Below are 22,082 nucleotides of genomic sequence, written 5' to 3'. Positions count from 1 at the left end.
TACCATTGGCGGCCAGACTGACGTACTGGCTTGACCCGGAGAATCACCATGGCCCTTGACCAAGAATCCTTTGCACTGCTGCGCGCCTCGGTGCAGCGCTTCATCGATGAACGCCTGAAGCCCGCCGAGGACACGCTCGAAGAAACCGACGACGTGCCCGCCGAGATCGTCGCGGACATGAAGGAGATGGGACTGTTCGGCATCTCCATCCCCGAGAACTACGGCGGAATCGGCCTGTCGATGGCACAGGAATGCGATGTGGTCTACGACCTGGGCCATACCGCCTTTGCCTTCCGCTCGGTGTTCGGCACCAATGTCGGCATCGGCTCGCAGGGCATCCTGATGGATGGCACCGAAGAGCAGAAGCAGAACTACCTGCCGCGCATCGCCAGCGGCGACCTGATCATCTCGTTCGCGCTGACCGAGCCCAATGCCGGCTCGGATGCGGCCTCGCTGCAGACCAAGGCCGAGCTGGACGGCGACCACTACGTCATCAACGGCACCAAGCGCTTTATCACCAACGCGCCGCGCGCCGGCGCCTTCACGCTGATGGCGCGCACCGGCGGCGCGGGCGCGTCGGGCATCTCGGCCTTTATCGTGCCGGCCGACACCCCGGGCATTTCGCTGGGCAAGCCGGACAAGAAGATGGGCCAGCGCGGCACCAAGACCTGCGACGTGGTGCTCGAGAATGTGCGCGTGCCGGCGGCCAACATCATTGGCGGCGTGCCGGGCGTGGGCTTCAAGACCGCGATGAAGGTGCTCGACCGCGGCCGCCTGCACATCTCCGCGCTGGCCTGCGGCATGGCCCATCGCCTGATCACCGACGCCGTGGCGTATGCCAAGGAGCGCAAGCAGTTCGGCAAGCCCATCGGCGACTTCCAGCTGATCCAGGCGATGCTGGCCGACAGCCAGGCCGAGCTCTATGCCGGCCTGTCGATGGTGCGCGACTGCGCCCAGCGCTATGACGCCAAGCCCGCCGGCAAGAGCGACCCGGAAGTGAGCATGCTGGCCTCGTGCACCAAGATGTTCTGTACGGAGATGGTCGGCCGCGTGGCCGACCGCGCGGTGCAGATCCACGGCGGCGCCGGCTATATCGCCGAGTACAAGGCCGAACGCTTCTACCGCGACGTGCGCCTGCTGCGCCTGTACGAAGGCACCACGCAGATCCAGCAAGTGATCATCGCCAAGCAACTGCTGCGCGACTGAGAATGCAACGGCCCGGTGCCGCAGGAGTCGACATGAACGATTTGCAGATCCGCGAGCCGGCCGGCCCGCTGCTGGCAGGGCATGACGGCGGCGCGCCGCACCGGCTGCGCGCCGTGGTGGCGACCTATCGCCCGACGCTGCAGGCGTACACGCTGGCGGTGTCGCCCGCCGAGCTGATGACGCTCAGCGCCATGCCGGCGGAGCTGGCGGCGGCACGTGATCCGCGCGCGCATGCGCACCTGGCGCGCCTGCGTGGCGAAGTGCAGGCCAGCGGCATCGCGCTGCCCGGCGCCATCGTGGTCGCGGTCAGCGGCGGGCGCCTGCAGTGCGAGTGCGACCACCTGTACACGCTCGAACTGCATCCGCGCCACGGTGACCGGTTGATCGTGATGGAAGGCTACGAGCGCCTGCTGGCACTCGCGCATGGCGAGCGGCGCCAATGCAAGACGCTGGTGTCGGCGGTGCTGTGGCGCAGCGCGCTGGAGTACGCCGAGGCCACGCCGCCGGCGGATGTGAGCAGCGAGACGCTTGAGCCCGCGGTGGCGCAGTCCTGTGCGGCGCGCTGGGCCAATGCCGCGCGGGTGTGGCACTGATCGTGCCGTCAGGGGCAATGCGCGCTGTGCTGGTGCTCAGCGCGAGCTAAAAAATTACAGTTATGACGAAGCGAAGCCGCCTGCATGGCGGCTTTTCTTTTTGCGGAAGGCGGACGTGTCCGAATGCCGCCTATTGCGGCGGCCACACGCCATCGACATCGCGCAGCAGGTGGCCCGCGAGGATATAGTCTCCGAGCCGCGTAGCCTTGGCTTCGAGGTCGAGCAGTTCATGGTCCGCCAGCGTGCCGAGATCGAACTGGCAATACAGGTTGCGTTGACGGAACGTGGTCTTGGGTTTGGCCAGCCCTTCGATCAGGGCTTCGCGGGAACGGACGGCAATGCTTTCTTGCCCGCGATACTGCACCTTGATACCGCGCTTTTCTCCGAGCCTGCCGAGTTCGACGGCGTCCTGCCATCCGGTCTCGTAGTCCAGCTCAAGCGCCAGCACGTCTTCCGAGGACAGAAGCCTGAGCGCTTCTGCCTTGCTGCCAGCTCGCACGATTGACATCCACACCTCTTATATCGACTTATACTGTACGAATATACAGTCAACCCGGGGTCGCGGCAAGGGCCTTGCGCCGCAGCGGCGCCAGCAATCGCACATTGTTTCGCGCCGCACCCGGTCGGCCTTGCGCTTATCGCGCGCTTATCGCGCTTATCGCGCGCTTATCGCGCTTACTGCGCTTACCACGCTCGCGACACCCGCCAGTGCAGCCGAATATTGTTTCGAACGTATGTCACGGGCGCGCAGCCGGTGTGGCGCCGGTGGCTTCGTTGCCCTGGTTTGCCCCTGCTGCATTGCCCGCGTTCCCGCCCGCGGCGTTGCTGGCGGCGCCGGCCTGCGCCGCCGCGCCGCTGAAGTCGCCCGCATACACGCGTGACAGCCCGCCGGGCTGCATATAGCGGCGGATGGCGGCGTTGACTGCTTCCCGGGTGGCGTTGCGCAACCGTTCTTCGAGTTCGGCGGTGAAGGCCATGGTGCGGCCCAGGTAGAGCTGGTTGGCCAGCGTGCCGGCCAGCGCCGCATCGCTGCTGCGGCTGACCATGCCTTGCTGCAGCAGGCCGCTGACGGCTTCGGCCAGTTCCTGCCCCGTGATGCCGTCGCGTACGAAGTGCTCCAGTTCTTCCGTCACTGCGCGCTGCACGCGCGGCAGGTTTTGCGGCGCGTACTGCGCTTGCAAGCCGAAGCGCCCCGCGCGGTCGAGCGCGCCCACCTGCACCCAGCTGCTCGCGCCATAGCTCAGCCCTTCCTGCTGGCGCAGCCGGTCGGCCAGCCGGCCGCGCAGGCTGGCGCCGCCGAGCACGCGGTTGGCGATCATCATCAGCACATAGTCCGGCGAGTCGTTGGTCAGGTCGATCGGCGTGGAAGCGAGATACACGGCGTTGGCCTTGCCAGGCGAGGACAGGGTGAACTCGGCCGGCGTGATCGGCACGAAGGGGCGGTCCACCCGCGCATAGGGCTGCGGTGCTGTCCAGTCGCCGAACAGCTGCGCGGCCTGCGTCGCGGCGGCCTGTGCATCGAAGTCGCCCACCAGGCTCAGCTGTGCGTTGCCGGCCCCGTAGAAGCGCGCGTGGAAGTCGCGCACCTGCGCCAGCGTGGCGGCCTGCAGGTCGGCGATGCTCTCGGCAAAGGTGCGGGTGTGGCGCGGGTCGCCTGAGGGATAGGGGTCGCCGTGGCGGCCCAGCGCGTTGGACGCCATCACGCCCGGCTGGCGCTGGGTGCTCTCGATCTCGGCGACGCTGGTCTTGCGCAGCGTCTCGAACTCCGCTTCGGGGAAGGTCGGTGCGCGCAGGATATCGCGCAGCAGCGCCAGCACTTCGGGCAGTTGCGCGCGGCGCGTCTCGAAGCTGACCGTCACGCGTTCGGAGCCGCCGAAGATGCCGACGCGCGCGCGCAGTGCCTCGATACGGTCTGAAATCTGCTGGCGGTCCATGCCGGCCGCGCCACGCCGGAGCATCGATGCCGTCAGCGCACCGACCGTAGTCAGCCCTTGCAGGCTCTGCACGTCGCCCATGCGCAGCACCAGCACGCCGTGCACCACGTCGCCGCGCGCGGGCTTGGGCAGCAGTGCGAGCTGCATGCCATTTGCGAGCGTCTGGCGCGTGGTGAGGGCCTCGATATTGGCGGGGCTGGGGTCGAACGGCGCTACCGCGGCCGGTGCCGGCCTGCCCTGGTAGTTGCTGACCATCGCCGCGACGTCCGGCGCCGCCGGCACCTGCGTGCGCTTCGGCTGCTCGGCGGGCACGAACAGGCCAACGGTGCGGTTCGAGGCCTGCAGGTAGTTCAGCGCCACGCGCTGCACGTCGGCCAGCGTGGTGGTCTCGATGCGGTCGCGCGCGACGAAGAACAGGCGCCAGTCGCCCTTGGCGATGGCCTCGGACAGCGCCACGCCGAGTGCGCCGGGATCGTTCATGTAGTGCTCGTACGCGTTGCGCATGCGCACGCGCGCGCGTTCCAGCTCGGCCTCGGTCACGGGCGCCTCGGCAAAGCCCTCGACCTGCGTGATCAGCCCGGCGCGCGCTGCCGCGAGCGGCTGGTCTTTGGACGTCTCGGCCATGAGCAGCAGTGCGCCCGGGTCCTTCATCGCATAGAGCGCGGTGCCGACCGACACGGCCTGGCCGCGCTCCACCAGCGCCTTGTACAGCCGCCCGCCCGGCGTGTCGCCGAGGATGATGGTCAGCAGCGAGAGCGCCGTGCTGTCCGGATGCGCACCCGGGCTGACGTGGTATTGCGCGGCGACCAGGCTGTTGTCGCCGGGCCGCATCACCACCAGCTCGCGCGCGCCTTCCTGCGCGGGCTCGACCGTATGCTCGGGCGGCAGCACGCGCGTCGGGCGCGGGATCGGCCCGAAGTAGCGCTCGATGCGAGTCAGCGTGGCGGCGGGATCGAACTTGCCGGCCACCACCAGCACCGCATTGTCGGGCTGGTAGTAGCGGCGGTAGAAGGCGCGCAGGCTGTCGATGCTGACGTGCTCGACATCGCTGCGCGCGCCGATCGGGGCCTTGCCGTAGTTGTGCCAGCGGTAGGCGGCGGCCATGGTCTGCTGCGTCAGCATGCGCCCCGGGCTGTTCTCGCCCATTTCCATCTCGTTGCGCACCACGGTCATCTCGCTGTCCAGGTCGGCGCGCGAGATCACGCTGTTGACCATGCGGTCGGCCTCCGTGCGTAGTGCCCAGTCGAGGTTGTCGTCGTTGGCGCTGAAGGTGCCGAAGTAGTTGGTACGGTCCTGCGCGGTGGTGCCGTTCACGCTCATGCCGCGGCGCGCGAACTCGGTCGGGATGGTCTTGCCTGGCAGCGACGGCGTGCCCTTGAACAACAGGTGCTCGAGCAGGTGGGCCATGCCGGTCTCGCCATAGTTCTCGTGGCGGCTGCCGACCAGGTAGGTGATGTTGACCGTGGTGGTGGCCTTGGCCGCGTCCGGCGCCAGCAGGATGCGCAGCCCGTTGGGCAGGCGGTATTCGGTGATGCCTTCGACCGATGCGACCTGCTGTGCTCGCGCCGCCGCGGTGGCGGCCGGCGTCTGCACAGGCTGCGCCAGCGCGGGCACGCTGGCCAGCGCGGCGATCACGGACAAGTGCAGGGCAAAACGGCGCATGGCGTCTCCGGTAGAGCCGTAGGCCGGGGCCGCAAGGGAAGTCGGCGGGCCGGCGCGGGCATTGGCGTGAAGTGCAATTCTAGCCGCTGCCCATGCCTCCAACTGTGCCGCAGCCCACGCCCGCATGCCAGAGGGAAATGTCCGAATCCAGCGGGTACGCGCGCGCCTGAAGCGGTAGCATGCCATCATGAACCTCGATCCCGATACCTGCTACAAGGCCGTGGCGTCGCATGACCGCCGCTTCGACGGGCGTTTCTTCGTGGGCGTGTCGTCAACTGGCGTGTACTGCCGGCCGGTGTGCGCCGTACGTACCCCCAAGCGCGAGAACTGCAGCTTCTATGAAAGCGCCGCGGCGGCCGAGAAGCACGGCTTCCGCCCCTGCCTGCGCTGCCGTCCGGAGCTGGCGCCCGGGCACGGGCTGGCGGATATCTCGGGCCGGCTGGCGCAGGCCGCGGCCACGCTGATCGACGAAGGCTTCATGGCCGAAGGCAGCGTGGCCGCGCTGGCCGCGCGCATCGGCGTCACCGAGCGTCACCTGCGGCGCCTGTTCGATGCGCAGTTCGGCGTGTCGGTGCTGGAGTACGCGCAGACACAGCGCCTGCTGCTGGCCAAGCGGCTGCTGGCCGATACCGCGCTGCCGGTGACGGAGGTGGCGCTGGCGGCGGGCTTCGGCAGCGTGCGCCGTTTCAACGATGTGCTGAAGACGCGCTATGGGCTGACCCCGGTGGCACTGCGCCGCCGCGCCGCCGAAGGCGTCGCCGACCGGCTGGTGTTCGAGCTGGGCTACCGGCCGCCACTGGCGTGGGACGCATGGCTGGGCTTCCTGGCCACGCGTGCGGTCGATGGCATCGAACAGGTCCGTGACGGGGCCTACGCGCGCACGCTGCAGGTGGAGGCCGGCGGCAGCACGCATGTCGGCTGGGTGCGCATCGAGCATGTGACGCGCCGGCTGGTGCTGCGCGTGACGCTGTCGGCGTCGCTGGCGCGCGTGATTCCGCAGGCGCTGGGCAAGGTGCGCCGGCTGTGCGACCTGGGCTGCCGCCCCGATGTGGTCGACCGCCACCTGGGCGAGCTGGCGCAGGCGGTGCCGGGCATGCGGCTGCCGGGCAGCGTCGACGGTTTCGAGATCGCGGTGCGCGCGGTGGTGGGGCAGGTGATCTCGGTGGTCCACGCGCGGCGCATCCTGGGCGCGCTCGCCGCGCGCGCCGGGCAGGCGCTGCCGGACACCGCACCGGCGGGACTGCGCTTTGCATTTCCCACGGCCGCGGCCCTTGCCGCGCTATCGCCGCAGACGCTGCGCGACGCCGGCGTGCCGGCCGGCAAGGCGCGCACGCTGCAGGCGCTGGCGCAGCGCGTGGCAGACGGCACGCTGGCGCTCGATGCCCACGCGCCGCCGGAGCAGACCGTGGCCGCGCTGCGCGCCATCGACGGCATCGGCGACTGGACCGCGCAGTATGTCGCGATGCGCGCGCTGGGCTGGCCGGATGCGTTCCCGGGCACCGACTACGCGCTGCGCAAGGTGCTGGGCGTCAGCACCGTGCGCGCGATGCACGAACGCACCGCGCAATGGGCGCCATGGCGCGCGTACGCGGCCATTCACCTGTGGCATCGCTATGAGGCGCTGAAGGACAACGCGGCCGCGCAGCCGGAAGACGCCGCAGCGACCGAACCGGAGACCATCCCATGACCAGCTATCGCCATATCGACAGCCCCCTGGGCACCATATTGCTTCGCGCCGAAGGCACATACCTGACCGGTGTCTACTTTGCAGGGCAGAAATACCATCCCAAGGGCATCGCCGACAGCCGCGAGGTGCCGCCCACCGAAGCCGCGGTGCTCGACCGCGCGGCGCTTGAACTGGCGGAGTACTTCGCCGGCCGCCGCGACAGCTTTACCGTGCCGGTACGCTTCGCCGGCAGCGCCTTCCAACAACGCGTATGGCAAGCGCTGCAGGCGATCCCGTGCGGCGCGACTGCGTCGTATGGCGAACTCGCGCGCATGCTGGGGCTGCCGCCGACGCATGCGCGCGCCGTCGGCGGCGCGGTGGGGCGCAATCCGCTGTCGGTGATCGTGCCCTGCCACCGCGTGCTGGGCAGCGCCGGCGCGCTGACCGGCTATGCCGGCGGCGTTGAGCGCAAGCGCGCCTTGCTGCAACGCGAAGGCCTCGGCGCCGCGCAGCAGCTGCCGGTGGTGCGCGCGGCGGCGGCGCTCGTGCCGGCTGACTTCGCGCTGGTCCCGGACTGAGCGCGCAGCCATCCGTCGAGCGCTCGCCATGCCGCGTCTGTTCATCGCCGTGGAAGTCCCGCCCGCACGGGCGGCACGGCTGCTGTCGACCCTGCCGGCGGCCAGCGGCATCCGGCCGGTCCCGGCGGCGCAGGTCCACCTGACCTTGCACTTCCTGGGCGAGTCCGAAACGCTTGCCGGGCCTGTCGAAGCCGCACTCGACCGGATTCGCGCGCCCGAGTTCTCCCTGCAGGCACTCGGTACCGGGCGTTTTCGCAGCGGCCAGGGTGCGGTGCTCTGGGCCGGCCTCGCGCCCGGGCCAGGCCTGGACGCACTGCGCGCGCTCCACGCATCGGTCGGGCAAGCGCTGGCCGATGGCACGGGCATCGTGCCGGAGCGCAGGCGCTTCCATCCGCACCTGACGCTGGCCCGCTGCCGGCCATCGGTGCCGGAAAGCGTGCTGCGCGGCTGGCTCGATACGCAGCGCGTGCTGGCGAGCGAGCCGTGGGCCGTGCAGCGCGTGGTGCTGTTCGAAAGCCGGCTCAGCCCGCAGGGCCCCCAGCACCTGGTGCAAGGAGCGTGGCCGCTGATGCCGGCAGCCCCTACGCCAGGTTGCTGAACCCCAGCGCCACCCCCAGCCCGCAGAGCGCCGAGCCGATGGTGCGGTCCAGCAGCCGCTGGCGCTGCAGCATCGCCGCGCGCAGCGCCGGCGCGGTGAACACGCACGCCACCAGGCTGAACCAGGCCAGGTGGGCCACCGACATGAAGGCGCCATAGCCGAACTGCACCGGCACTGGCGTGTGCGCATCGACCACCTGCGTGTAGGTGCTGACCACGAACAGCGTGGTTTTCGGGTTCAGCGCATTGGTCAGGAAGCCCATGCGCAGCGCGGCCAGTGGCTGCAGCGCTCGCGCGCCCTGCAGGTCCACCGCCAGCGCCTGCCGCTTGCGCAGCGTCTGGATGCCGATCCACACCAGGTACGCCGCGCCCAGCGCCTTCACCGCCGTCAGCACGCTGTGCGCGTGCGCCATCAGCACCGCCACCCCGAACATCGTATAGAGCACATGCACTTGTACGCCGAGTGCGATGCCCAGGGCGCTCAGCAGGCCCGCGCGCCGGCCGTACAGGTAGCTGTTGCGGGTGACCATGGCGAAGTCCGGGCCGGGACTGACGACGGCGAGCACGGTCACGGCGGCGACCGCCAGCAATTCAGCGATTGGGATCATTTTCTGTCAGGTTTAGTTGCAGTTATCTACAGATCGGCACATCGGCCGATCCAAGCGTACCCAATTCTGCGTAACGATCCACGCCACCACAACCGATATATACTCGCGCAAATTCGTGAGAAAAACTGACCGATGCACTGGCTGGGCTGGATCCGATTCTTCGAGGCCGCGGCGCGCCACGAGAGCTTTGTCCGCGCCGCGCAGGAGTTGCACCTGACCCATGGCGCGGTCAGCCGGCAGATCCGGCAACTGGAAGAGACACTGGGCGTGGCGCTGTTCGAGCGGCGCAACCGCGGCGTCTTCCTGACCGAGGCCGGGCGCACGCTGTTTGCCGCCGCCACGCAGTCCATGGAGGTGCTGGCCGGCGCCGCCGCGCGCATCCGCACGCAGCCGCCGGGGCGCGCGCTGGTGTTGTCGTGCGAGCCGACCGTCGCCATGCGCTGGCTGATCCCGCGGCTGCCGCGCTTTGCCGCGCGCCACCCGGATATCCCGCTGCACCTGATGGCCGCCGGCGGGCCGATCGACTTCGCGCGCAGCGGCGCGGACCTGGCGTTGCGGCGCGATGACTTTGCTTTCGATACGCGCTGGCATGCGCGCGAGGTGGCGCAGGAACGGGTGGGGCCCGTGTGCCGGCCGGGATCCGGTTCCCCGGTCGTGCCGGTGCGGCTGCATACGCGCACGCGGCCCGACGCGTGGCAGCGCTGGCGGGGCGCCAGCGGGGATGCCGCGGCCTCGCTGCAGCTGGATGGCGACGCCTGGTACGAGCACTTCTACCTGAGCCTGCAGGCCGCCGCTGCAGGACTGGGCTGGGCCATGGCCTCGCAGCTGATGGCGGCCGACGAGGTTGCCGATGGCCGGCTGGCGGCGCCGTTCGGCTTCGTTGCCGACGGATCGGCGTACCATTTATTATCGCCAGCGCCGTTCGAGCTCGACACGCGCCGGCTGGTGCTGCTGGCCTGGCTGCGCGAAGAGGCGCAGGCAACGCTTGGTGCCCCTTCACCAGCGCCGCCGCACGCCTGAAAGCGGCGCCTGCGCTACCCCCCGTAAGTCTGTGCTCAAGTTCTGCCACAGATTTGCCGAAGGTGTCGCCATGAGCCTTGCCGGACGCAGGGGCGCGCACTTAACATGCGGCGCGCGGACGGCAGGCCGACCTTGCTGCCGCGCTCCCGCCCCGGCGGCTTCCCGCCATTCCAGACGTTGCTTGAACCATGACCCTGCACGATGCCTCCGGGCCCTCCGATGCCAATGCCGGATCCGGCGCTGAACCCGGTGCCGAATCCGATCTTGAGGCCGTTGCGCCGCCCGATGAGCGTTACCGGCTGACGCACAACTCGCAGATCGGCACCGTGCTGCGCGACCTGTCGTGGCAGAAGTGCATGCTGAGCGTGCGCACGCGCACCGGGCACCAGTTCGTCACGTCGATCCTGCAGGTCGATCCGGTCGATCGCACCTTTGTCTTCGACTGGTGCAATGCGGATGCCGAACGGCAGTCGCTGATGACCTCGGAAGAGAACGCTTTCTCGGGGTTGCTGCGCGGCGTGCCGGTCAACTTCGTGGTGGGCCAGCCGGCTGCCACGCGCTTTGAGCAGGGGCCGGCCTTTGTCGTCAGCTTCCCGGAGAAGCTCTACCACTTCCAGCGCCGGCGGCATTTCCGTGCGCGCACGCTGGTGACCAAGGGCTACCGCTGCGAGATCCGCAAGGCGGACAACACCGCGCTGTGCCTGGACATTGCCGATCTGTCGCTGTCAGGTGTGGGACTGCGTTCGAAGACGGTCACGGACGAGCAGTTGCCGGTGGGCACCACCGTCGGCACGTGCCGGCTGGACTTCCGCGAACTGGGCAAGCTCGAGCTGGACCTGCAGGTGGTCGGCCACTGGCTGGTGGGCCACGACGACAACGCCATCCACCATTTCGGCTGCGCCTTCGTCAATCCGGACGGGCGCATGGAGAACTTCCTGCAGCGGCTGGTGTTCTCGCTGGAACTCGCGCACCGCGGCTGAGCCGGCGGGAGCGGCCCGCTCGCGCGGGCCGACGCGCGCGACGCAGCTCGCTATCGCAAGAAAGGTAGGAAAGGGATCAGGAGCCGACCATCCGGCCGATCGCCGCGGCGGCTTCGCGCATCGGCGGCAGCAGCCGCGTAATCATCTCCGCCTCCGACACGCGTGCGGCGCGCACGCTCACGCTCAGCCCTGCCAGCACGATGCCCGAGGCCGAGCGCACCGGCACGGCCATCGCACGTAGGCCCGGCTCCAGCTCTTCGTCGACGATCACGTAGTCCACCTCGCGCGCGCGCTCGAAGCACGCTTCCAGCTCCTGGCGCGAGACCTTGGTCTGCAGCGTGCGCGGGCGCAGTTCGGCATGCTCGAAGAAGCCGTCCAGCACCGTGGCGGGCTGGTGCGCCAGCAGCAGCCGGCCGTTTGAGGTGCAGTAGGCGGGCAGGCGGCTGCCCATGCCGAGTGAGTAGTTGAGGACCCGCTGCACTTCGGAGCGCACCAGGTACAGGATGTCGGTGCCGTCCAGGATCGCCAGCGCGCAGGTTTCATGGATGCGCGCGCTCAGGTTGTCCAGGATCGGCTGCGCCAGCGAGACCAGCGAGGTCGACGAGAAATATGCATGCCCGAGGTGCAGCACGCGCGGGCGCAGCGCGAACTGGCCGTCCTGCTGGCTGACGTAGCCCAGCTGCTCCAGCGTATAGAGGCAACGCCGCACCGAGGCGCGCGAGAGCTGCGTGCGCTGCGCCACCTGCGAGATCGTCAGCGGGCGCTTGCGCTCCGAGAAGGCTTCCAGCACGGTCAGCCCCCGCGCCAGCGACAGCATGAAGTTGGGATCGCCGGCAAAGCTGCTCAGCAGGTCGGCCTGGGGGCGGGCAACGCGGACGGTGTCGGCCTGGGCATGGCCAAGACCGATGGGGCGGAGGACTTCCATAGGCGGGGTGGCGTCTCGGGTCGTTGTTCGATAATCGCGCAATCTTAAACCGGCTTGGCGGCGGGGGCCAGCCCCGGATGCGTTCCCGACTGGGTTTGTGCGCCGCCCGCTGCCCGCGTCGCCCCGCTGCGGTGTCTCAGCCGCGCTGGCGCTCGGCGATCTCGTAGAGCGCCATGCCCCCCAACATCGCCCCGACAAAGCCCCACGCCTTGGCATAGCCCGCCCCGAGCGCCACCAGCGCCGGGCCCGGGCAAAACCCGGCCAGCCCCCAGCCCACGCCGAAAGCGGCACTGCCCAGCACCAGCCGCAGCGTCACCGCCGAGGCGGTCGGCCAGTGCATCGGCAGGCCCAGCCAGGAGCGAGCGCGCCGGCGCGCGAGCGCAAACGCCACCACGCCGACCAGCACCGCGCCGGCCATCACAAAGGCCAGCGACGGGTCCCAGGCGCCCGCCAGGTCCAGGAAGCCCAGCACCTTGGCCGGGTTGGCCATGCCGGACACGATCAGGCCGATGCCGAACACCAGGCCGGCCAGCAGTGCAAACAGCGTCGGAAGGAGCGCGCCCATGTCAGCTACCCAGCAGGTGGCGCTGCACCAGCACCGTCAGGAAGCCGGCCGCCATGAAGGTCAGCGTGGCCACCAGTGAGCGCACTGAACCCCGCGACAAGCCGCACACGCCGTGCCCGCTGGTGCAGCCGCCCGCGTAGCGGGTGCCAATGCCGACCAGCAGGCCCGCCGCCAGCACCTGGCCCCAGCTTGCATCGATATGCGCCTGCGGCATCGCGCCAAGCGCGTTGGCCAGCCACGGTGCCAGCAGCAGCCCCGCCACGAAGGCGACGCGCCAGCGGGTGTCGCCGTGCGGCAGCATCAGCAGCCCACCGACGATGCCGCTGATGCCGGCAATGCGGCCCAGGCCCAGGATCATCAGCGCCGCGGCCAGTCCGATGACCAGCCCGCCGGCCAGCGACAGCCAGGGCGTGAAATGGGTGAAATCGATTTGCATGGGGGATGTCAGCCGGAACGGCCGCCAGCGCGGCCCGAGGCGGGGATTATAGGCGTCGTAGGGTCGCGCGCAGGGCCCGTCTTCCAAGGGCAGCCATGCGCCGCATGCGGGGCGAACGCCCATAAAAAAAGTCACCGCTGGGAAGCGGCGACCGGGGAAGGGTCGTCATTCAAGAGGGGGTCTTGGTGACAGGAAAAGTATAGACATTTGGATTAAGACATTACATACAACTTTGGTGGGGGTTGCCTGGCGCACAGACAGCCGGCCACCGCTTCAGTACGGCTTGCCCAGGTACAGGTAAAAACTGTACGTGCGCGCGGCGGCGCGGCCGTAGGCGAGGTAGAGCGGTCCGAGCGGGCTGTCCAGTGCCAGGAAGACCGAGCCGGACTTGAGCAGCCCGGTCGGGCTGCCCGGCACCAGCGGAGCGCCCATGCGGCCGGCTTCCAGTGAAAAGCCGGCATAGACCCCTTGCAGCAGGGTCTGCTGTGCCAGCTTGTTGTAGTACATCAGCCGCGCGAACTGCAGGTTGCCGCCCAGCAGTTGCCCGGTGGCGTACCCAGACTGCTGCAGGAAGCCGCCCCACTGGAACAAGTCATATCGCGGCAGCGGATTGCCGCCAATATTGCTGCCGACCTTGAAGCCGAGCGAAACCGTATGGTTGCCCCATGAGTGCGCATAGACGCCGTCGGCTTGCGCCTTGACGTAAGTGTCGTCGGCGCCCAGCCCCGGCTGCGAGGCATACACCCGGGCCGAGGCCGCATAGCCGAAACGCGGGAAGTCCACGCTGTCGAGCTGGTCGAAGAACAGCCGCCCGGTGATGGCGCCGCGCCGGATATCGCCCGGCCCGGGAGATAGCACCGCCGGCCCGGTGCTCAGCGTGGCGTCCAGGGTGCCGGTCTGCACGCCAACGCGCAGCTCGCCATACTTGGTGAACTGGCTGCCCACGTCCAGCGCCACGTCGAAGCGCCGCAGGTCGTAGGTGGCGATGCGCGTGCTGCCCTGGAAGATATTGACCGGGCGCCGCTCCAGCTCGATGCGCGGCGCGATAAAGAAGTACTGGCGCGTGTTCAGCGGCTGGTAGAACTCGCTGGTCAGCGACGACGTCTGGCCCGCCTGCAGGTCGGTGCGCCATTCCGCGCCCAGCGAGTTCAGCCAGGTGCGGCGGTAGCTGCCCACCAGGTTAAAGAACGCATCGCCGCGGAAGTCCGAGCTGAGCCCGAGCCCGAAGCGCAGGTAGTCGGGCCCGTACGATTTCTCCACCGCATTGACCACCAGCACGCGCTTGCCGGGCTCTTCCAGGATGCCGTAGTTGACGTGCTCGAAGTCGCCGGTGCCGAACAGGCGGCGCATGTCCTGGTCGAGCGTGGCCTGGTCGACCGGCTCGCCAGGTTTGGTCTCCATCACCGCGGTGGCGTACTCCGGGTTGACCCGATGCAGCGGCGCCATGCGGATCTCGTCCACCGGGCGGGTGTCGGGTGGCAGCACCGCCTGCTGCACCGCGCGCAGCTGCGCGTACTGCGCCGGCGGCAGAGCCAGTGGGGCCAGCCGGTCGGCCACCTTGCGCGCGGCGGCCTCGCCGATGGGCACGGGCGCGAGCAGGTGGTCGAAATCCGTCGCGGAGAATTCGCCCAGCGCGGGCTCGATCAGCACGTCGGTGGGGCGCAGCGAGGCCAGCGACGCGCGCACGTTCTGCTCGGTCAGGATATTGAGCATCTGGCCGGTCACGCCGATGATCGAGTTCAGTTCCTCGCGCTTCATCAGCGGCGTGCCCAGGTTCACGGCGATCACGATATCGGCGCCCATGCTGCGCGCCACGCCGACCGGGAGGTTGTCGGTGAGCCCGCCGTCGACCAGCAGCCGGCCCTCGTACTCGGCCGGCGCCACCGCGCCTGGCACCGACATGCTGGCGCGCATCACGTTGGCCAGTTCGCCCTGGCTGAACACCACCGGCGTGCCCGCCACGAGGTCGGTGGCCACTGCCCGGTACGGAATCGGCAGCTTGTCGAAGTCGCGATAGCCTGGCGCGCGCGCGAGCTGGCGCAGCACGGTTTCCAGCTGCACGCCGGAGACCGCACCCTTGGGCAGCAGCAGGCCCTTGGCCTGCACGCCGATCTCCGGCGTAACCAGGTTGGTGAAGTCATCCTGCTTGCGGCGCACGGTCAGGTCCTGGCGCGGCGGGCGTTCCTTGAAGATCTTGTCGGTGCTCAGGCCGCCGACCAGCCGCTCCATCTCGGCGGGCGACATGCCGGTGGCATAGGCGCCGCCCACCAGCGAACCCATGCTGGTGCCGGCGATGCAGTCGACCGGGATGCGCAGTTCTTCGAGGACCTTCAGGACGCCGATATGGGCGGCGCCGCGTGCGCCGCCGCCAGAGAGCACCAGGCAGATGCGCGGACGCGTGCGCCCGGCGGCCAGTGGCGTGGCGAATGCAGTGGACGGGTCGGCAGCGCCGCTGCCCGACGCTTTGGCGGGAGATGGGACGTCCGCGGCCACGGCTGCGCCGGCCGCCAGCGTGAAGGCCGCGGGCAGCAGCAGGGTGCGCAACCATTGGGAGGTGGCTGCCTTCATGGTTTTGTCATGTCCGCTGTCGGCGCAATGGTGTGTACGCCAGTTTCCCTGCCTGTCCGGGGCCGGGTCGGGGCTTGGGCTATCTTCGGGCAAAACGCCCCATTCGGGGCCGTGTTCGGCACACCGTGCAAAAACAATTCATCACCCCGCACGGAAGCGTGCAGATCGCCGCGCCCACGCCAGCCGTGCGCCGCGCATGGCCTGCGCAACGACTAAGATGGACGCAGGCAAGGTTACTGGGGGGTGTGTGTACGGTTATTTCTTTTGCCAGACCGCCGCGGGCCAGCTCACGCTGATCCCACGCGAGAAGGACTGGATGCTGATGCTGGGCAATGGCGTGATGGGGAGGTTCCCGGATGCCCAGGCAGCAGTGGATGCCCTGCACGGCGGCGCACTGCGCGTGCAGGGCCGGCGCATCGATGCCGGCGCGCTGGGCGTGCCGGCACGCGCGCACGACTGGCTCTACCACGTACTGAGCCGCTGACGCGGCGCACCGGCGGGCACGCTGACCCGCCAGAGGGGGAATCGCCATGACTGCCCTTGTCGAGTGGACCCGCGAGCATACCTGCCGGCTCTTTCCGATGTCGGCCGAATACAGCCCCGGTGGCGGCAGCCAGGTGTACATCAGCTGGCAGGCCGAGCCGGAAGGCTCGCCCGGGCGTTGCCGCATGAGCGCTGCGCTGCAGTTCGACCAGAGCGTGATCGATGCCGTCTACCTGGCCGACGCCACCGAACTCGACCGCATCGGCGCCAGGCTGGCGCGGCTGGTGTCGCGCTGGCTTGCCGATGACGACATCGCCTGCCTGGCCGGCACGGCGCTGGTGATCCCGGTGGGCGAGGTGCTGCTCAGCCACTGAGCGGCGCGGCGCGCACGTGCGGCGCACGGCTGGGGTGCGCAGGCGGGGTGTGGCCGACGGGAATATACTGGTGGCTGATCCGCCATTTGCCTGTTTTCGCGAGCCGTACGTGTCCCAAGTGCCCCCCGACGACCCCCGCCCGGCGCCGCCAGAGCGCCCGGGCGATGACGAATGCTGCGGCTCCGGCTGCGATCCCTGCATCTTCGACTACTACTACCAGGAGCTGGACCGCTACCGCGAGGAACTGCGCGCCTGGGAGGCGCGCCATGCCGAGGACCCGGCCAGTTGAACGCGCCGCTGAATTCACCCCGGGCCGCTGAAGCCGCCGAGTCCGCGCTGCTCGACTTCGTGCAGCGCCATCCACGCCTGTTCGTGCTGACCGGCGCCGGCATCAGCACCGACTCCGGCATCCCCGGCTACCGCGATGCGCGCGGCCAGTGGCAGCGCTCGCCGCCGATCACGCTGCAGGTTTTCCTCGGCTCGCACGCCGGACGCCAGCGCTACTGGGCGCGCAGCATGCTGGGCTGGCCGGTGGCGTGGCAAGCGCAGCCCAATGACGCGCACCATGCGTTGTCGCGGCTCGGCGAGCAAGGGCGGCTGACCGCACTGGTCACGCAGAATGTAGACGGCCTGCACCAGCGCGCCGGCAGCCAAGGCGTGATCGAGCTGCACGGCAGCCTGGCCAGCGCCATCTGCCTGGACTGCGGCACACGCCATGACCGCGCCGGCCTGCAGGACTGGCTGCTTGCGCAGAACGCCGCGCTGCGCGACGTGATCGCCGAGCCTGCCGCCGATGGCGACGTGCATTTCGAATCGCCGCTGTTCGCGCAGTTTCGCGTGCCCGAGTGCGGGCGCTGCGGCGGCGTGCTCAAGCCAGACGTGGTCTTCTTCGGCGAGTCCGTGCCGCGAGCACGCGTCGATGCCGCGCGTGCGGCGCTGGAGGCCGCGGACGCGATGCTGGTGGTGGGCTCGTCGCTGATGGTCTATTCCGGCTACCGCTTCTGTGTGTGGGCTGGCCAGATGGGCAAGCCCGTGGCGGCACTCAATCTCGGCACCACGCGCGCGGATGCGATGCTCGCGCTGAAGGTCGAGGCGGGTTGTGCGCCGGCGCTGCAGGCGCTGGTGAAGCAACTGGAGCAAGGCGCGCCGGCCTGAGTGCTGGCCGCAGCGCTCACAGATTTCGAAAGACGCCGTTGACGCGGCCGCCGCACAGGCATAGCATCGCCAGACCTTCTGTTCGAAGTCTTTTCCCGAATCCCGCCATGACCGCAGACCGCCAACGCCCCGTCAACGCCGCGCCCCCGTGCGACGCGTTGCCGTGCGCGCGTCGCCAGCCTGCGTTCGCTTCTGTCGCACCGCCGCCGCCGTTCTCCGGCGGCGCGCACCCGCCCCCGCCGCCGCTGCGCGGCTGACGGGCACGCACCGCAGCCCCCCTCGTCTCCGGTAATTCCGCAACCGTGTGCCTGCGCGCACGGCAGCCGCACGCCTGTGCGCGCCTGTCGTCGCCCGTGCGCACGCCTGCGCCGGAGCCTGCCATGCTGACGACAGATGACCTCCATGACGATCGAAAAAGACTGCGCGGCGCAATTGGGCGCAGCGACCGACACACGTAACCAGGCCTCCGTCTGGGCCACGCCGCTGTTCGTGCTGCTGTGGAGCAGCGGCGCCATTGCCGCCCGGCTGGCGCTCGACCACGCCACGCCGTTCGGCCTGCTGACGCTGCGCTTTGCGCTGGTGCTTGCCGTGCTGTGCGCCATCGACCTGGCGCGGCATCGGATGCTGCCGCCGCGCGGAGAACGGCTGCACGCGGCGCTGACCGGGTTGCTGCTGATCGGCGGCTATTCCGTTTTCTACTTCCTCGCCCTCGACCACGGCATGACGCCCGGCGTTCTGGCCACCGTGCTCGGCGCGCAGCCGATGCTGACGCTGCTGCTGACCGAGCGGCGCTTCTCCGCGCTACGCCTGGCCGGACTGGCGCTGGCGCTTGCAGGGCTGGCACTGGTGGTGGCCGAGAGCCTGCTGCTGGCGCGGCTGTCGCTGGCGGGCGTGCTGTGCGCGCTGGCCTCGCTCGCCAGCATGACCGTGGGCGCGATCCTGCAGAAGCGCATCACGCGCGCGCCCGCCGAGGTGCTGCCGCTGCAGTACGGCGCGAGCCTCGCGGCATGCCTGCTGTGCCTGCCGTTCCAGCCCTTTGCATTCGAACCATCGCTGGCGTTCGCGCTGCCGCTGTTGTGGCTGACGCTTGGGATCTCGATCGGCGCGACGCTGCTGTTCTATCGGCTGATCCGCGCGGGCAACCTGGTCAACGTGACCAGCCTGTTTTACCTGGTGCCCGCTGGCACGGCGTTGCTGGATTACCTGCTGCTGGGCAACCGGATGGCGCCGCTGGCGATTGCGGGAATGTTCGCGGTGCTGGCGGGACTCGCGCTGGTGTTCCGCGGTGGGCGGGGTTGAGGCCGGGGTGAGCATGCGAGGACGGACGCTGGCCGCACGCCGGTGTAGCCTACCGATGCTTCACCTCCACCCGCACCTCGTCCTTGCCCACCGTGATCGCGCCCGGCTCCACCTCCTGGCCGCCGAAGCGCAATTCCTCGGGCTTGAAGGTGTACACCGGATAGTCCTTCAGCAACTGCTGCGCAACCACCGCACCGATCGCATTGAGCTGCTCGCGATACTGGGCCATGCCGGCCACTTCCACCTGCTGCACGGTCGGGTTGTCGAGCAGCACCGCGCGTTTGGCCGCGTCATAGCGCACGCCGCTGTTCAGCGAGAGCTTGCCGTTCACCGGCGGCGAAGGCAGCAAGGCGTTGGTCAGGCGCGCGTCGAGCTGGGTGGTCACGCGGTTGTTGGCCTCATCGAGCACCAGGCGCGGATGGCTCAGCTGCACGCTGACCACTTCGGCATAACGCAGCGTGGCCGGGAAGCGCTGCTCGATGGCGGTCTGCAGTTCCAGGCGGCTCAGCGTGTATTCGCCGGTCCAGACGTTATAGCCGGCCAGTGCGGAGGTGGCGGTGGCGATGGCGGCCGCGGCGAGGAACAGGGGAGGGTGCAGGCGCATGTGGCGGATGGTGCGCGCCTGGCAGGCGCGTCAAGGGATGGAGTCAGCCAGTCAGACCGCGCGCATAGGATGGCGTTCCGTCACATGGCCAATGGGCCCGTGCCGGAGCGGGCCGCGGCGATCAGTAGTGCGGCGGGATTTCCTGCTGGGGATCGGCCTCGGCGGCCGTGGTGGCGGCGCTGCGCACCTGCTGGTACAGCGCGCGAAACTGCTCCTGCAGCAGGTCCATCTGCTGCTGCTGGCGGGCCACGGTGGCGTTCAGGGTTTCAAGCAGGTCTTCCTGGAAGGCGAGCTTGATTTCGAGTTCGGTGATGCGGTCGTCCATGGCGTGGTCTCTTGGGTTTCTCCGGCAGGCGGCGCATTGTAAGCCCGGGGCGCGTCCCCACCGGGAAACCCACGTAAATCCCGCTTACTTTGGCGCGGTCAGCAGCATCCACATGATGCCGAAACGGTCTGTGACCATGCCGAACTGCTCGGCAAAGAAGGTCTTGTCCAGCGGCATCACCACCTGGCCGCCTTCCTTCAGGCCGTTGAAGGCCTTCTCGACCGCGGCCTTGTCAGGGTAGTTGATCGCCAGGCCGAAGCCCTGGAAGTTCGGCTGGTTCGAGCAGCGGCCGTCGGAGGCCATGATCACGCTGTCGCCGACCTGGAACTCCATGTGCATGACCTTGTCTTCCGTTCCCGGCGGAGGCTGGCAGCCGGGGTCGGCCTTTTGGGGCTCGGGGTTCTCCTTGAACGACATACGCATGTTGACCTTGGCGCCAAGGGTCTTCTTGTAGAACTCGACAGCTTCGTCGCAACGACCTTCGAAGAAGAGATAGGGCTGGACTTGCATGACAACTCCTGTAAGTGGGCCGCCCCGGAAGACAGCCATGAAGAAGGCAGCGTGGATATCGGCAAGGCGCGTGCGCCGCCAGGCGACGGCGACTGGCGCACGCTTTTGTGTACGCCGTCCACAATACCTTAGCAAAGAAAGTGGGCGGTGTCCACATCAACCGAAAGCCTGGTTTTGCTGCGCCCGTGCGCGGCGCGCTGCACTAGAATGGCCGCGAACCTGCTTCCGCCTGACCCCTTTAGACATCCGGGACCGCCTTGCGTTACGAACTGACCGACCTGCGCCTGTTCCAGGCGATTGCCGACGCACAAAGTCTCTCCGGCGGCGCATTGGCCACGCATATCACCGCGTCAGCCGCCAGCTACCGGCTGAAGAACCTCGAGCATGCGATGGGCACGCCACTGTTCGTGCGCAGTGCGCGCGGCATGGAGATGACGCCGGCCGGCGAGACGCTGCTGGTCCACGTGCGCGAACTGCTGCTTGGCGTCGAGCGCATGCATGGCGAAGTCGGACGCTTCTCGGCGGGGCTGAAGGGCAATATCCGGCTGCTGGCCAACAGCAGCTCGCTCAACGGCTTCATCATTCCGAGCGTGAGCCGCTTCCTGCTGGCCAACCCGGATGTGAACATCGACCTGGAGGAACGCGCCAGCCAGTCGATCCTGACGGCGGTGGCGGCGCACGAGGCCGACGTCGGCATCCTGGCCGGCGATTACCAGAGCACTGGCGACACCGCCAACGTGCGCTCGGTGCGCTATGCGCGCGACGAGCTGATCCTGGCGGTGGCCGCCGACCACCCGCTCGCGCGCGAGCCGGAGGTGCGCTTCGGCGCGGCGCTGGCGTTTGATTTCGTATGCATGAGCCGCACCAGCAGCAACTTCCTGTTCCTGCGCGACATGGCGCAGCGCGCGGGCAAAAGTCCCAACGTGCGGTTGCACGCGCACAGCTTCGATGCGGTGCTGTCGCTGGCGGAAGCCGGGGTCGGGGTGGCGCTGGTGCCGCGCAGCGTGGCGGCCCAGGCGCTGCGCGAGGCGCGCGTGGTCGGCGTGCGGCTGGCCGAGCCTTGGGCGTTGCGCGAACTGAACCTGATCGTGCGCGCCGATGGCAAGCTGCCGGCGTTTGCCGAGGCGTTCGCGCAGTTCCTGCTGAACGATCCGCGTGTGGTCGCCACGCGCGAAGGCGGCGCCGTAGCCAGCACGGCGCCGTAACAACGCATCAGCGCTTGCGATTCAGGAAGGTCGCCATGTGCTGCTGCGGCTCGCCGGTGTCGAAGGCGCTGCCGAACTCGGCCACGCTGTTGTTGATCGACACATCCAGCGGTGCATCTTCCCACTCGCGCAGCAGGCGCTTGTGCTGGCGCAATGCGACGGGGCCGAAGCCAGCCAGCAGCGCGGACACGCGCTCGACTTCCAGGTCCAGCTCTGCCAGCGGCACCACCCGGCTGACCAGGCCCCACTGCAACGCTTCGGCGGCGTCGGCAATCTCGCCGGTCAGCAGCATCCACGCCGTGCGCGCATTGCCGATCAGGCGCGGCATCAGCGCGGCGTGGATCACCGAGGGGATGCCGACCTTCACTTCCGGCATGCCAAGCTGCGCGTTGTCGGCGGCGATGCGGATATCGCACGCCAGCGCCAGCTCCAGCCCGCCGCCTAGGCACCAGCCCGGCATGCGCGCGATCACCGGCACCGGCAAGTGGCGCACCGCGTCGCACAAGCGGCGCAGGCCGCTGATAAAGGCTTCCGCGCTCTCGCGGTCCAGCGCCGCCATCTCCTTGATATCGGCGCCGCCGACAAAGCCCTTCTCGCCCGCGCCGCGCAGCACCAGCACGCGCACGGCGTCATTGGCGGCCAGTGTTTCGATGGCGCGCGTCAGCGAGGCGATCACCGGCGTGCTCAGGATGTTCAGGGAACCCGCCTCGCGGATGGTGACGGTGGCAACGCCGCGCGCGTCGATCTCGACGCCGGCGTGCGCTTCGTTTTGCTGTTCGCTCATATTGG

At 69.0% G+C, this 22,082-nt stretch carries 24 protein-coding genes; 13 read left to right on the top strand and 11 right to left on the bottom strand.

Going from position 1 to position 22,082, the window contains the following annotated elements:
* The first annotated feature begins 48 nt into the window (after positions 1-48).
* Complete coding sequence (locus AC10V3_RS34175) at positions 49-1,206, top strand: acyl-CoA dehydrogenase family protein (RefSeq protein WP_022539844.1); 1,158 nt, start codon at positions 49-51, stop codon at positions 1,204-1,206.
* Between the two features lie 32 nt (positions 1,207-1,238).
* A complete protein-coding gene (locus tag AC10V3_RS34170) occupies positions 1,239-1,799 on the top strand; it encodes a hypothetical protein (protein WP_490923974.1) in 561 nt (186 codons plus the stop codon).
* A 130-nt stretch (positions 1,800-1,929) separates the two neighbouring features.
* Here the strand turns inward: AC10V3_RS34170 and AC10V3_RS34165 are convergent, their stop codons facing one another.
* Together AC10V3_RS34165 and AC10V3_RS34160 are read right to left on the bottom strand one after the other, a co-directional pair.
* Positions 1,930-2,307, bottom strand: a complete 378-nt coding sequence (locus AC10V3_RS34165; protein WP_041681876.1) for a hypothetical protein — start codon at positions 2,305-2,307, stop codon at positions 1,930-1,932.
* Positions 2,308-2,536: 229 nt separating this feature from the next.
* Entirely contained in the window at positions 2,537-5,395 is a 2,859-nt protein-coding gene (locus tag AC10V3_RS34160) for a M16 family metallopeptidase (RefSeq protein ID WP_022539841.1), read from the bottom strand.
* A gap of 187 nt (positions 5,396-5,582) precedes the next feature.
* On the opposite strand from AC10V3_RS34160, the gene AC10V3_RS34155 reads away from it, so the two are divergent.
* Genes AC10V3_RS34155 through thpR form a run of 3 tightly spaced genes read left to right on the top strand, consistent with a single transcriptional unit; the run spans position 5,583 to position 8,237 of the window.
* Positions 5,583-7,082, top strand: a complete 1,500-nt coding sequence (locus AC10V3_RS34155; protein WP_022539840.1) for an AlkA N-terminal domain-containing protein — start codon at positions 5,583-5,585, stop codon at positions 7,080-7,082.
* Entirely contained in the window at positions 7,079-7,639 is a 561-nt protein-coding gene (locus tag AC10V3_RS34150) for a methylated-DNA--[protein]-cysteine S-methyltransferase (RefSeq protein ID WP_454753522.1), read from the top strand. The genes AC10V3_RS34155 and AC10V3_RS34150 overlap by 4 nt, the downstream gene beginning before the upstream one ends.
* A gap of 28 nt (positions 7,640-7,667) precedes the next feature.
* Positions 7,668-8,237, top strand: coding sequence for an RNA 2',3'-cyclic phosphodiesterase (thpR, locus tag AC10V3_RS34145; RefSeq protein ID WP_490923973.1), 570 nt, complete (start codon positions 7,668-7,670; stop codon positions 8,235-8,237).
* Here thpR and AC10V3_RS34140 read toward each other — a convergent pair.
* Positions 8,221-8,844 (bottom strand): LysE family transporter, encoded by a 624-nt coding sequence (locus AC10V3_RS34140; protein ID WP_022539837.1) that lies wholly within the window; start codon positions 8,842-8,844, stop codon positions 8,221-8,223. The genes thpR and AC10V3_RS34140 overlap by 17 nt on opposite strands.
* A 132-nt stretch (positions 8,845-8,976) precedes the next feature.
* On the opposite strand from AC10V3_RS34140, the gene AC10V3_RS34135 reads away from it, so the two are divergent.
* Together AC10V3_RS34135 and AC10V3_RS34130 are read left to right on the top strand one after the other, a co-directional pair.
* Positions 8,977-9,864: a LysR family transcriptional regulator gene (locus AC10V3_RS34135; protein ID WP_022539836.1), complete on the top strand. Its 888-nt coding sequence runs from the start codon at positions 8,977-8,979 to the stop codon at positions 9,862-9,864.
* 188 nt (positions 9,865-10,052) lie between these two features.
* The gene (locus AC10V3_RS34130) at positions 10,053-10,844 is read left to right on the top strand and encodes a flagellar brake protein (protein ID WP_022539835.1); all 792 of its coding nucleotides are present in this window, start codon (positions 10,053-10,055) and stop codon (positions 10,842-10,844) included.
* A 76-nt stretch (positions 10,845-10,920) separates the two neighbouring features.
* On the opposite strand, the gene AC10V3_RS34125 is transcribed toward AC10V3_RS34130, so the two are convergent.
* The 4 genes from AC10V3_RS34125 to AC10V3_RS34110 form a co-directional block, all read right to left on the bottom strand.
* Positions 10,921-11,769, bottom strand: a complete 849-nt coding sequence (locus tag AC10V3_RS34125; protein WP_022539834.1) for an IclR family transcriptional regulator domain-containing protein — start codon at positions 11,767-11,769, stop codon at positions 10,921-10,923.
* A gap of 136 nt (positions 11,770-11,905) precedes the next feature.
* Positions 11,906-12,334, bottom strand: a complete 429-nt coding sequence (locus tag AC10V3_RS34120) for a DUF6691 family protein (protein ID WP_022539833.1) — start codon at positions 12,332-12,334, stop codon at positions 11,906-11,908.
* 1 nt (position 12,335) lies between these two features.
* Positions 12,336-12,770: a YeeE/YedE family protein gene (locus AC10V3_RS34115; protein WP_041681875.1), complete on the bottom strand. Its 435-nt coding sequence runs from the start codon at positions 12,768-12,770 to the stop codon at positions 12,336-12,338.
* Between the two features lie 273 nt (positions 12,771-13,043).
* Positions 13,044-15,338: a patatin-like phospholipase family protein gene (locus AC10V3_RS34110; protein ID WP_022539831.1), complete on the bottom strand. Its 2,295-nt coding sequence runs from the start codon at positions 15,336-15,338 to the stop codon at positions 13,044-13,046.
* 217 nt (positions 15,339-15,555) lie between these two features.
* Here AC10V3_RS34110 and AC10V3_RS34105 point away from each other — a divergent pair, with 217 nt between their 5' ends.
* The 5 genes from AC10V3_RS34105 to AC10V3_RS34085 all read left to right on the top strand — a co-directional run bounded on the left by AC10V3_RS34105 (position 15,556) and on the right by AC10V3_RS34085 (position 18,649).
* Positions 15,556-15,822 (top strand): hypothetical protein, encoded by a 267-nt coding sequence (locus AC10V3_RS34105; protein ID WP_349605168.1) that lies wholly within the window; start codon positions 15,556-15,558, stop codon positions 15,820-15,822.
* 46 nt (positions 15,823-15,868) lie between these two features.
* Complete coding sequence (locus tag AC10V3_RS34100; RefSeq protein ID WP_022539829.1) at positions 15,869-16,195, top strand: hypothetical protein; 327 nt, start codon at positions 15,869-15,871, stop codon at positions 16,193-16,195.
* 109 nt (positions 16,196-16,304) lie between these two features.
* Positions 16,305-16,484, top strand: coding sequence for an oxidoreductase-like domain-containing protein (locus AC10V3_RS34095; RefSeq protein ID WP_051370045.1), 180 nt, complete (start codon positions 16,305-16,307; stop codon positions 16,482-16,484).
* Positions 16,481-17,350: an NAD-dependent protein deacetylase gene (locus AC10V3_RS34090; RefSeq protein ID WP_454753518.1), complete on the top strand. Its 870-nt coding sequence runs from the start codon at positions 16,481-16,483 to the stop codon at positions 17,348-17,350. Before AC10V3_RS34095 ends, AC10V3_RS34090 begins: the two co-directional genes overlap by 4 nt.
* A 402-nt stretch (positions 17,351-17,752) precedes the next feature.
* Positions 17,753-18,649 (top strand): DMT family transporter, encoded by an 897-nt coding sequence (locus AC10V3_RS34085; RefSeq protein WP_041681874.1) that lies wholly within the window; start codon positions 17,753-17,755, stop codon positions 18,647-18,649.
* A gap of 49 nt (positions 18,650-18,698) precedes the next feature.
* Here the strand turns inward: AC10V3_RS34085 and AC10V3_RS34080 are convergent, their stop codons facing one another.
* The 3 genes from AC10V3_RS34080 to AC10V3_RS34070 all read right to left on the bottom strand — a co-directional run bounded on the left by AC10V3_RS34080 (position 18,699) and on the right by AC10V3_RS34070 (position 20,088).
* Positions 18,699-19,253, bottom strand: a complete 555-nt coding sequence (locus tag AC10V3_RS34080) for a DUF1439 domain-containing protein (RefSeq protein ID WP_022539825.1) — start codon at positions 19,251-19,253, stop codon at positions 18,699-18,701.
* A gap of 121 nt (positions 19,254-19,374) precedes the next feature.
* Complete coding sequence (locus AC10V3_RS34075) at positions 19,375-19,578, bottom strand: SlyX family protein (protein WP_022539824.1); 204 nt, start codon at positions 19,576-19,578, stop codon at positions 19,375-19,377.
* 84 nt (positions 19,579-19,662) lie between these two features.
* Positions 19,663-20,088 carry a VOC family protein gene (locus AC10V3_RS34070; RefSeq protein WP_022539823.1) on the bottom strand — a complete coding sequence of 142 codons (426 nt, stop codon included), beginning with the start codon at positions 20,086-20,088 and terminating at the stop codon, positions 19,663-19,665.
* 257 nt (positions 20,089-20,345) lie between these two features.
* Here AC10V3_RS34070 and AC10V3_RS34065 point away from each other — a divergent pair, with 257 nt between their 5' ends.
* On the top strand, positions 20,346-21,293 hold the full coding sequence (locus AC10V3_RS34065) for a LysR family transcriptional regulator (RefSeq protein ID WP_022539822.1): 948 nt from the start codon (positions 20,346-20,348) through the stop codon (positions 21,291-21,293).
* Positions 21,294-21,300: 7 nt separating this feature from the next.
* Here the strand turns inward: AC10V3_RS34065 and AC10V3_RS34060 are convergent, their stop codons facing one another.
* On the bottom strand, positions 21,301-22,077 hold the full coding sequence (locus tag AC10V3_RS34060; RefSeq protein ID WP_022539821.1) for an enoyl-CoA hydratase: 777 nt from the start codon (positions 22,075-22,077) through the stop codon (positions 21,301-21,303).
* Positions 22,078-22,082: the final 5 nt, after the last annotated feature.

The organism is Cupriavidus sp. PB-02 (genome assembly GCF_058252315.1).
Note: the sequence above shows the minus strand (reverse complement) of the source record. Positions and strands in the feature narration are given on the sequence as shown.

Bases quoted from the DNA above. Each gene is read 5' to 3' on its own strand.
- AC10V3_RS34175 (WP_022539844.1), top strand. From the start codon at position 49: ATGGCCCTTGACCAAGAATCCTTTGCACTGCTGCGCGCCTCGGTGCAG.
- AC10V3_RS34170 (WP_490923974.1), top strand. From the start codon at position 1,239: ATGAACGATTTGCAGATCCGCGAGCCGGCCGGCCCGCTGCTGGCAGGG.
- AC10V3_RS34165 (WP_041681876.1), bottom strand. From the start codon at position 2,307: ATGTCAATCGTGCGAGCTGGCAGCAAGGCAGAAGCGCTCAGGCTTCTG.
- AC10V3_RS34160 (WP_022539841.1), bottom strand. From the start codon at position 5,395: ATGCGCCGTTTTGCCCTGCACTTGTCCGTGATCGCCGCGCTGGCCAGC.
- AC10V3_RS34155 (WP_022539840.1), top strand. From the start codon at position 5,583: ATGAACCTCGATCCCGATACCTGCTACAAGGCCGTGGCGTCGCATGAC.
- AC10V3_RS34150 (WP_454753522.1), top strand. From the start codon at position 7,079: ATGACCAGCTATCGCCATATCGACAGCCCCCTGGGCACCATATTGCTT.
- thpR (WP_490923973.1), top strand. From the start codon at position 7,668: ATGCCGCGTCTGTTCATCGCCGTGGAAGTCCCGCCCGCACGGGCGGCA.
- AC10V3_RS34140 (WP_022539837.1), bottom strand. From the start codon at position 8,844: ATGATCCCAATCGCTGAATTGCTGGCGGTCGCCGCCGTGACCGTGCTC.
- AC10V3_RS34135 (WP_022539836.1), top strand. From the start codon at position 8,977: ATGCACTGGCTGGGCTGGATCCGATTCTTCGAGGCCGCGGCGCGCCAC.
- AC10V3_RS34130 (WP_022539835.1), top strand. From the start codon at position 10,053: ATGACCCTGCACGATGCCTCCGGGCCCTCCGATGCCAATGCCGGATCC.
- AC10V3_RS34125 (WP_022539834.1), bottom strand. From the start codon at position 11,769: ATGGAAGTCCTCCGCCCCATCGGTCTTGGCCATGCCCAGGCCGACACC.
- AC10V3_RS34120 (WP_022539833.1), bottom strand. From the start codon at position 12,334: ATGGGCGCGCTCCTTCCGACGCTGTTTGCACTGCTGGCCGGCCTGGTG.
- AC10V3_RS34115 (WP_041681875.1), bottom strand. From the start codon at position 12,770: ATGCAAATCGATTTCACCCATTTCACGCCCTGGCTGTCGCTGGCCGGC.
- AC10V3_RS34110 (WP_022539831.1), bottom strand. From the start codon at position 15,338: ATGAAGGCAGCCACCTCCCAATGGTTGCGCACCCTGCTGCTGCCCGCG.
- AC10V3_RS34105 (WP_349605168.1), top strand. From the start codon at position 15,556: ATGGACGCAGGCAAGGTTACTGGGGGGTGTGTGTACGGTTATTTCTTT.
- AC10V3_RS34100 (WP_022539829.1), top strand. From the start codon at position 15,869: ATGACTGCCCTTGTCGAGTGGACCCGCGAGCATACCTGCCGGCTCTTT.
- AC10V3_RS34085 (WP_041681874.1), top strand. From the start codon at position 17,753: ATGACGATCGAAAAAGACTGCGCGGCGCAATTGGGCGCAGCGACCGAC.
- AC10V3_RS34080 (WP_022539825.1), bottom strand. From the start codon at position 19,253: ATGCGCCTGCACCCTCCCCTGTTCCTCGCCGCGGCCGCCATCGCCACC.
- AC10V3_RS34075 (WP_022539824.1), bottom strand. From the start codon at position 19,578: ATGGACGACCGCATCACCGAACTCGAAATCAAGCTCGCCTTCCAGGAA.
- AC10V3_RS34070 (WP_022539823.1), bottom strand. From the start codon at position 20,088: ATGCAAGTCCAGCCCTATCTCTTCTTCGAAGGTCGTTGCGACGAAGCT.
- AC10V3_RS34060 (WP_022539821.1), bottom strand. From the start codon at position 22,077: ATGAGCGAACAGCAAAACGAAGCGCACGCCGGCGTCGAGATCGACGCG.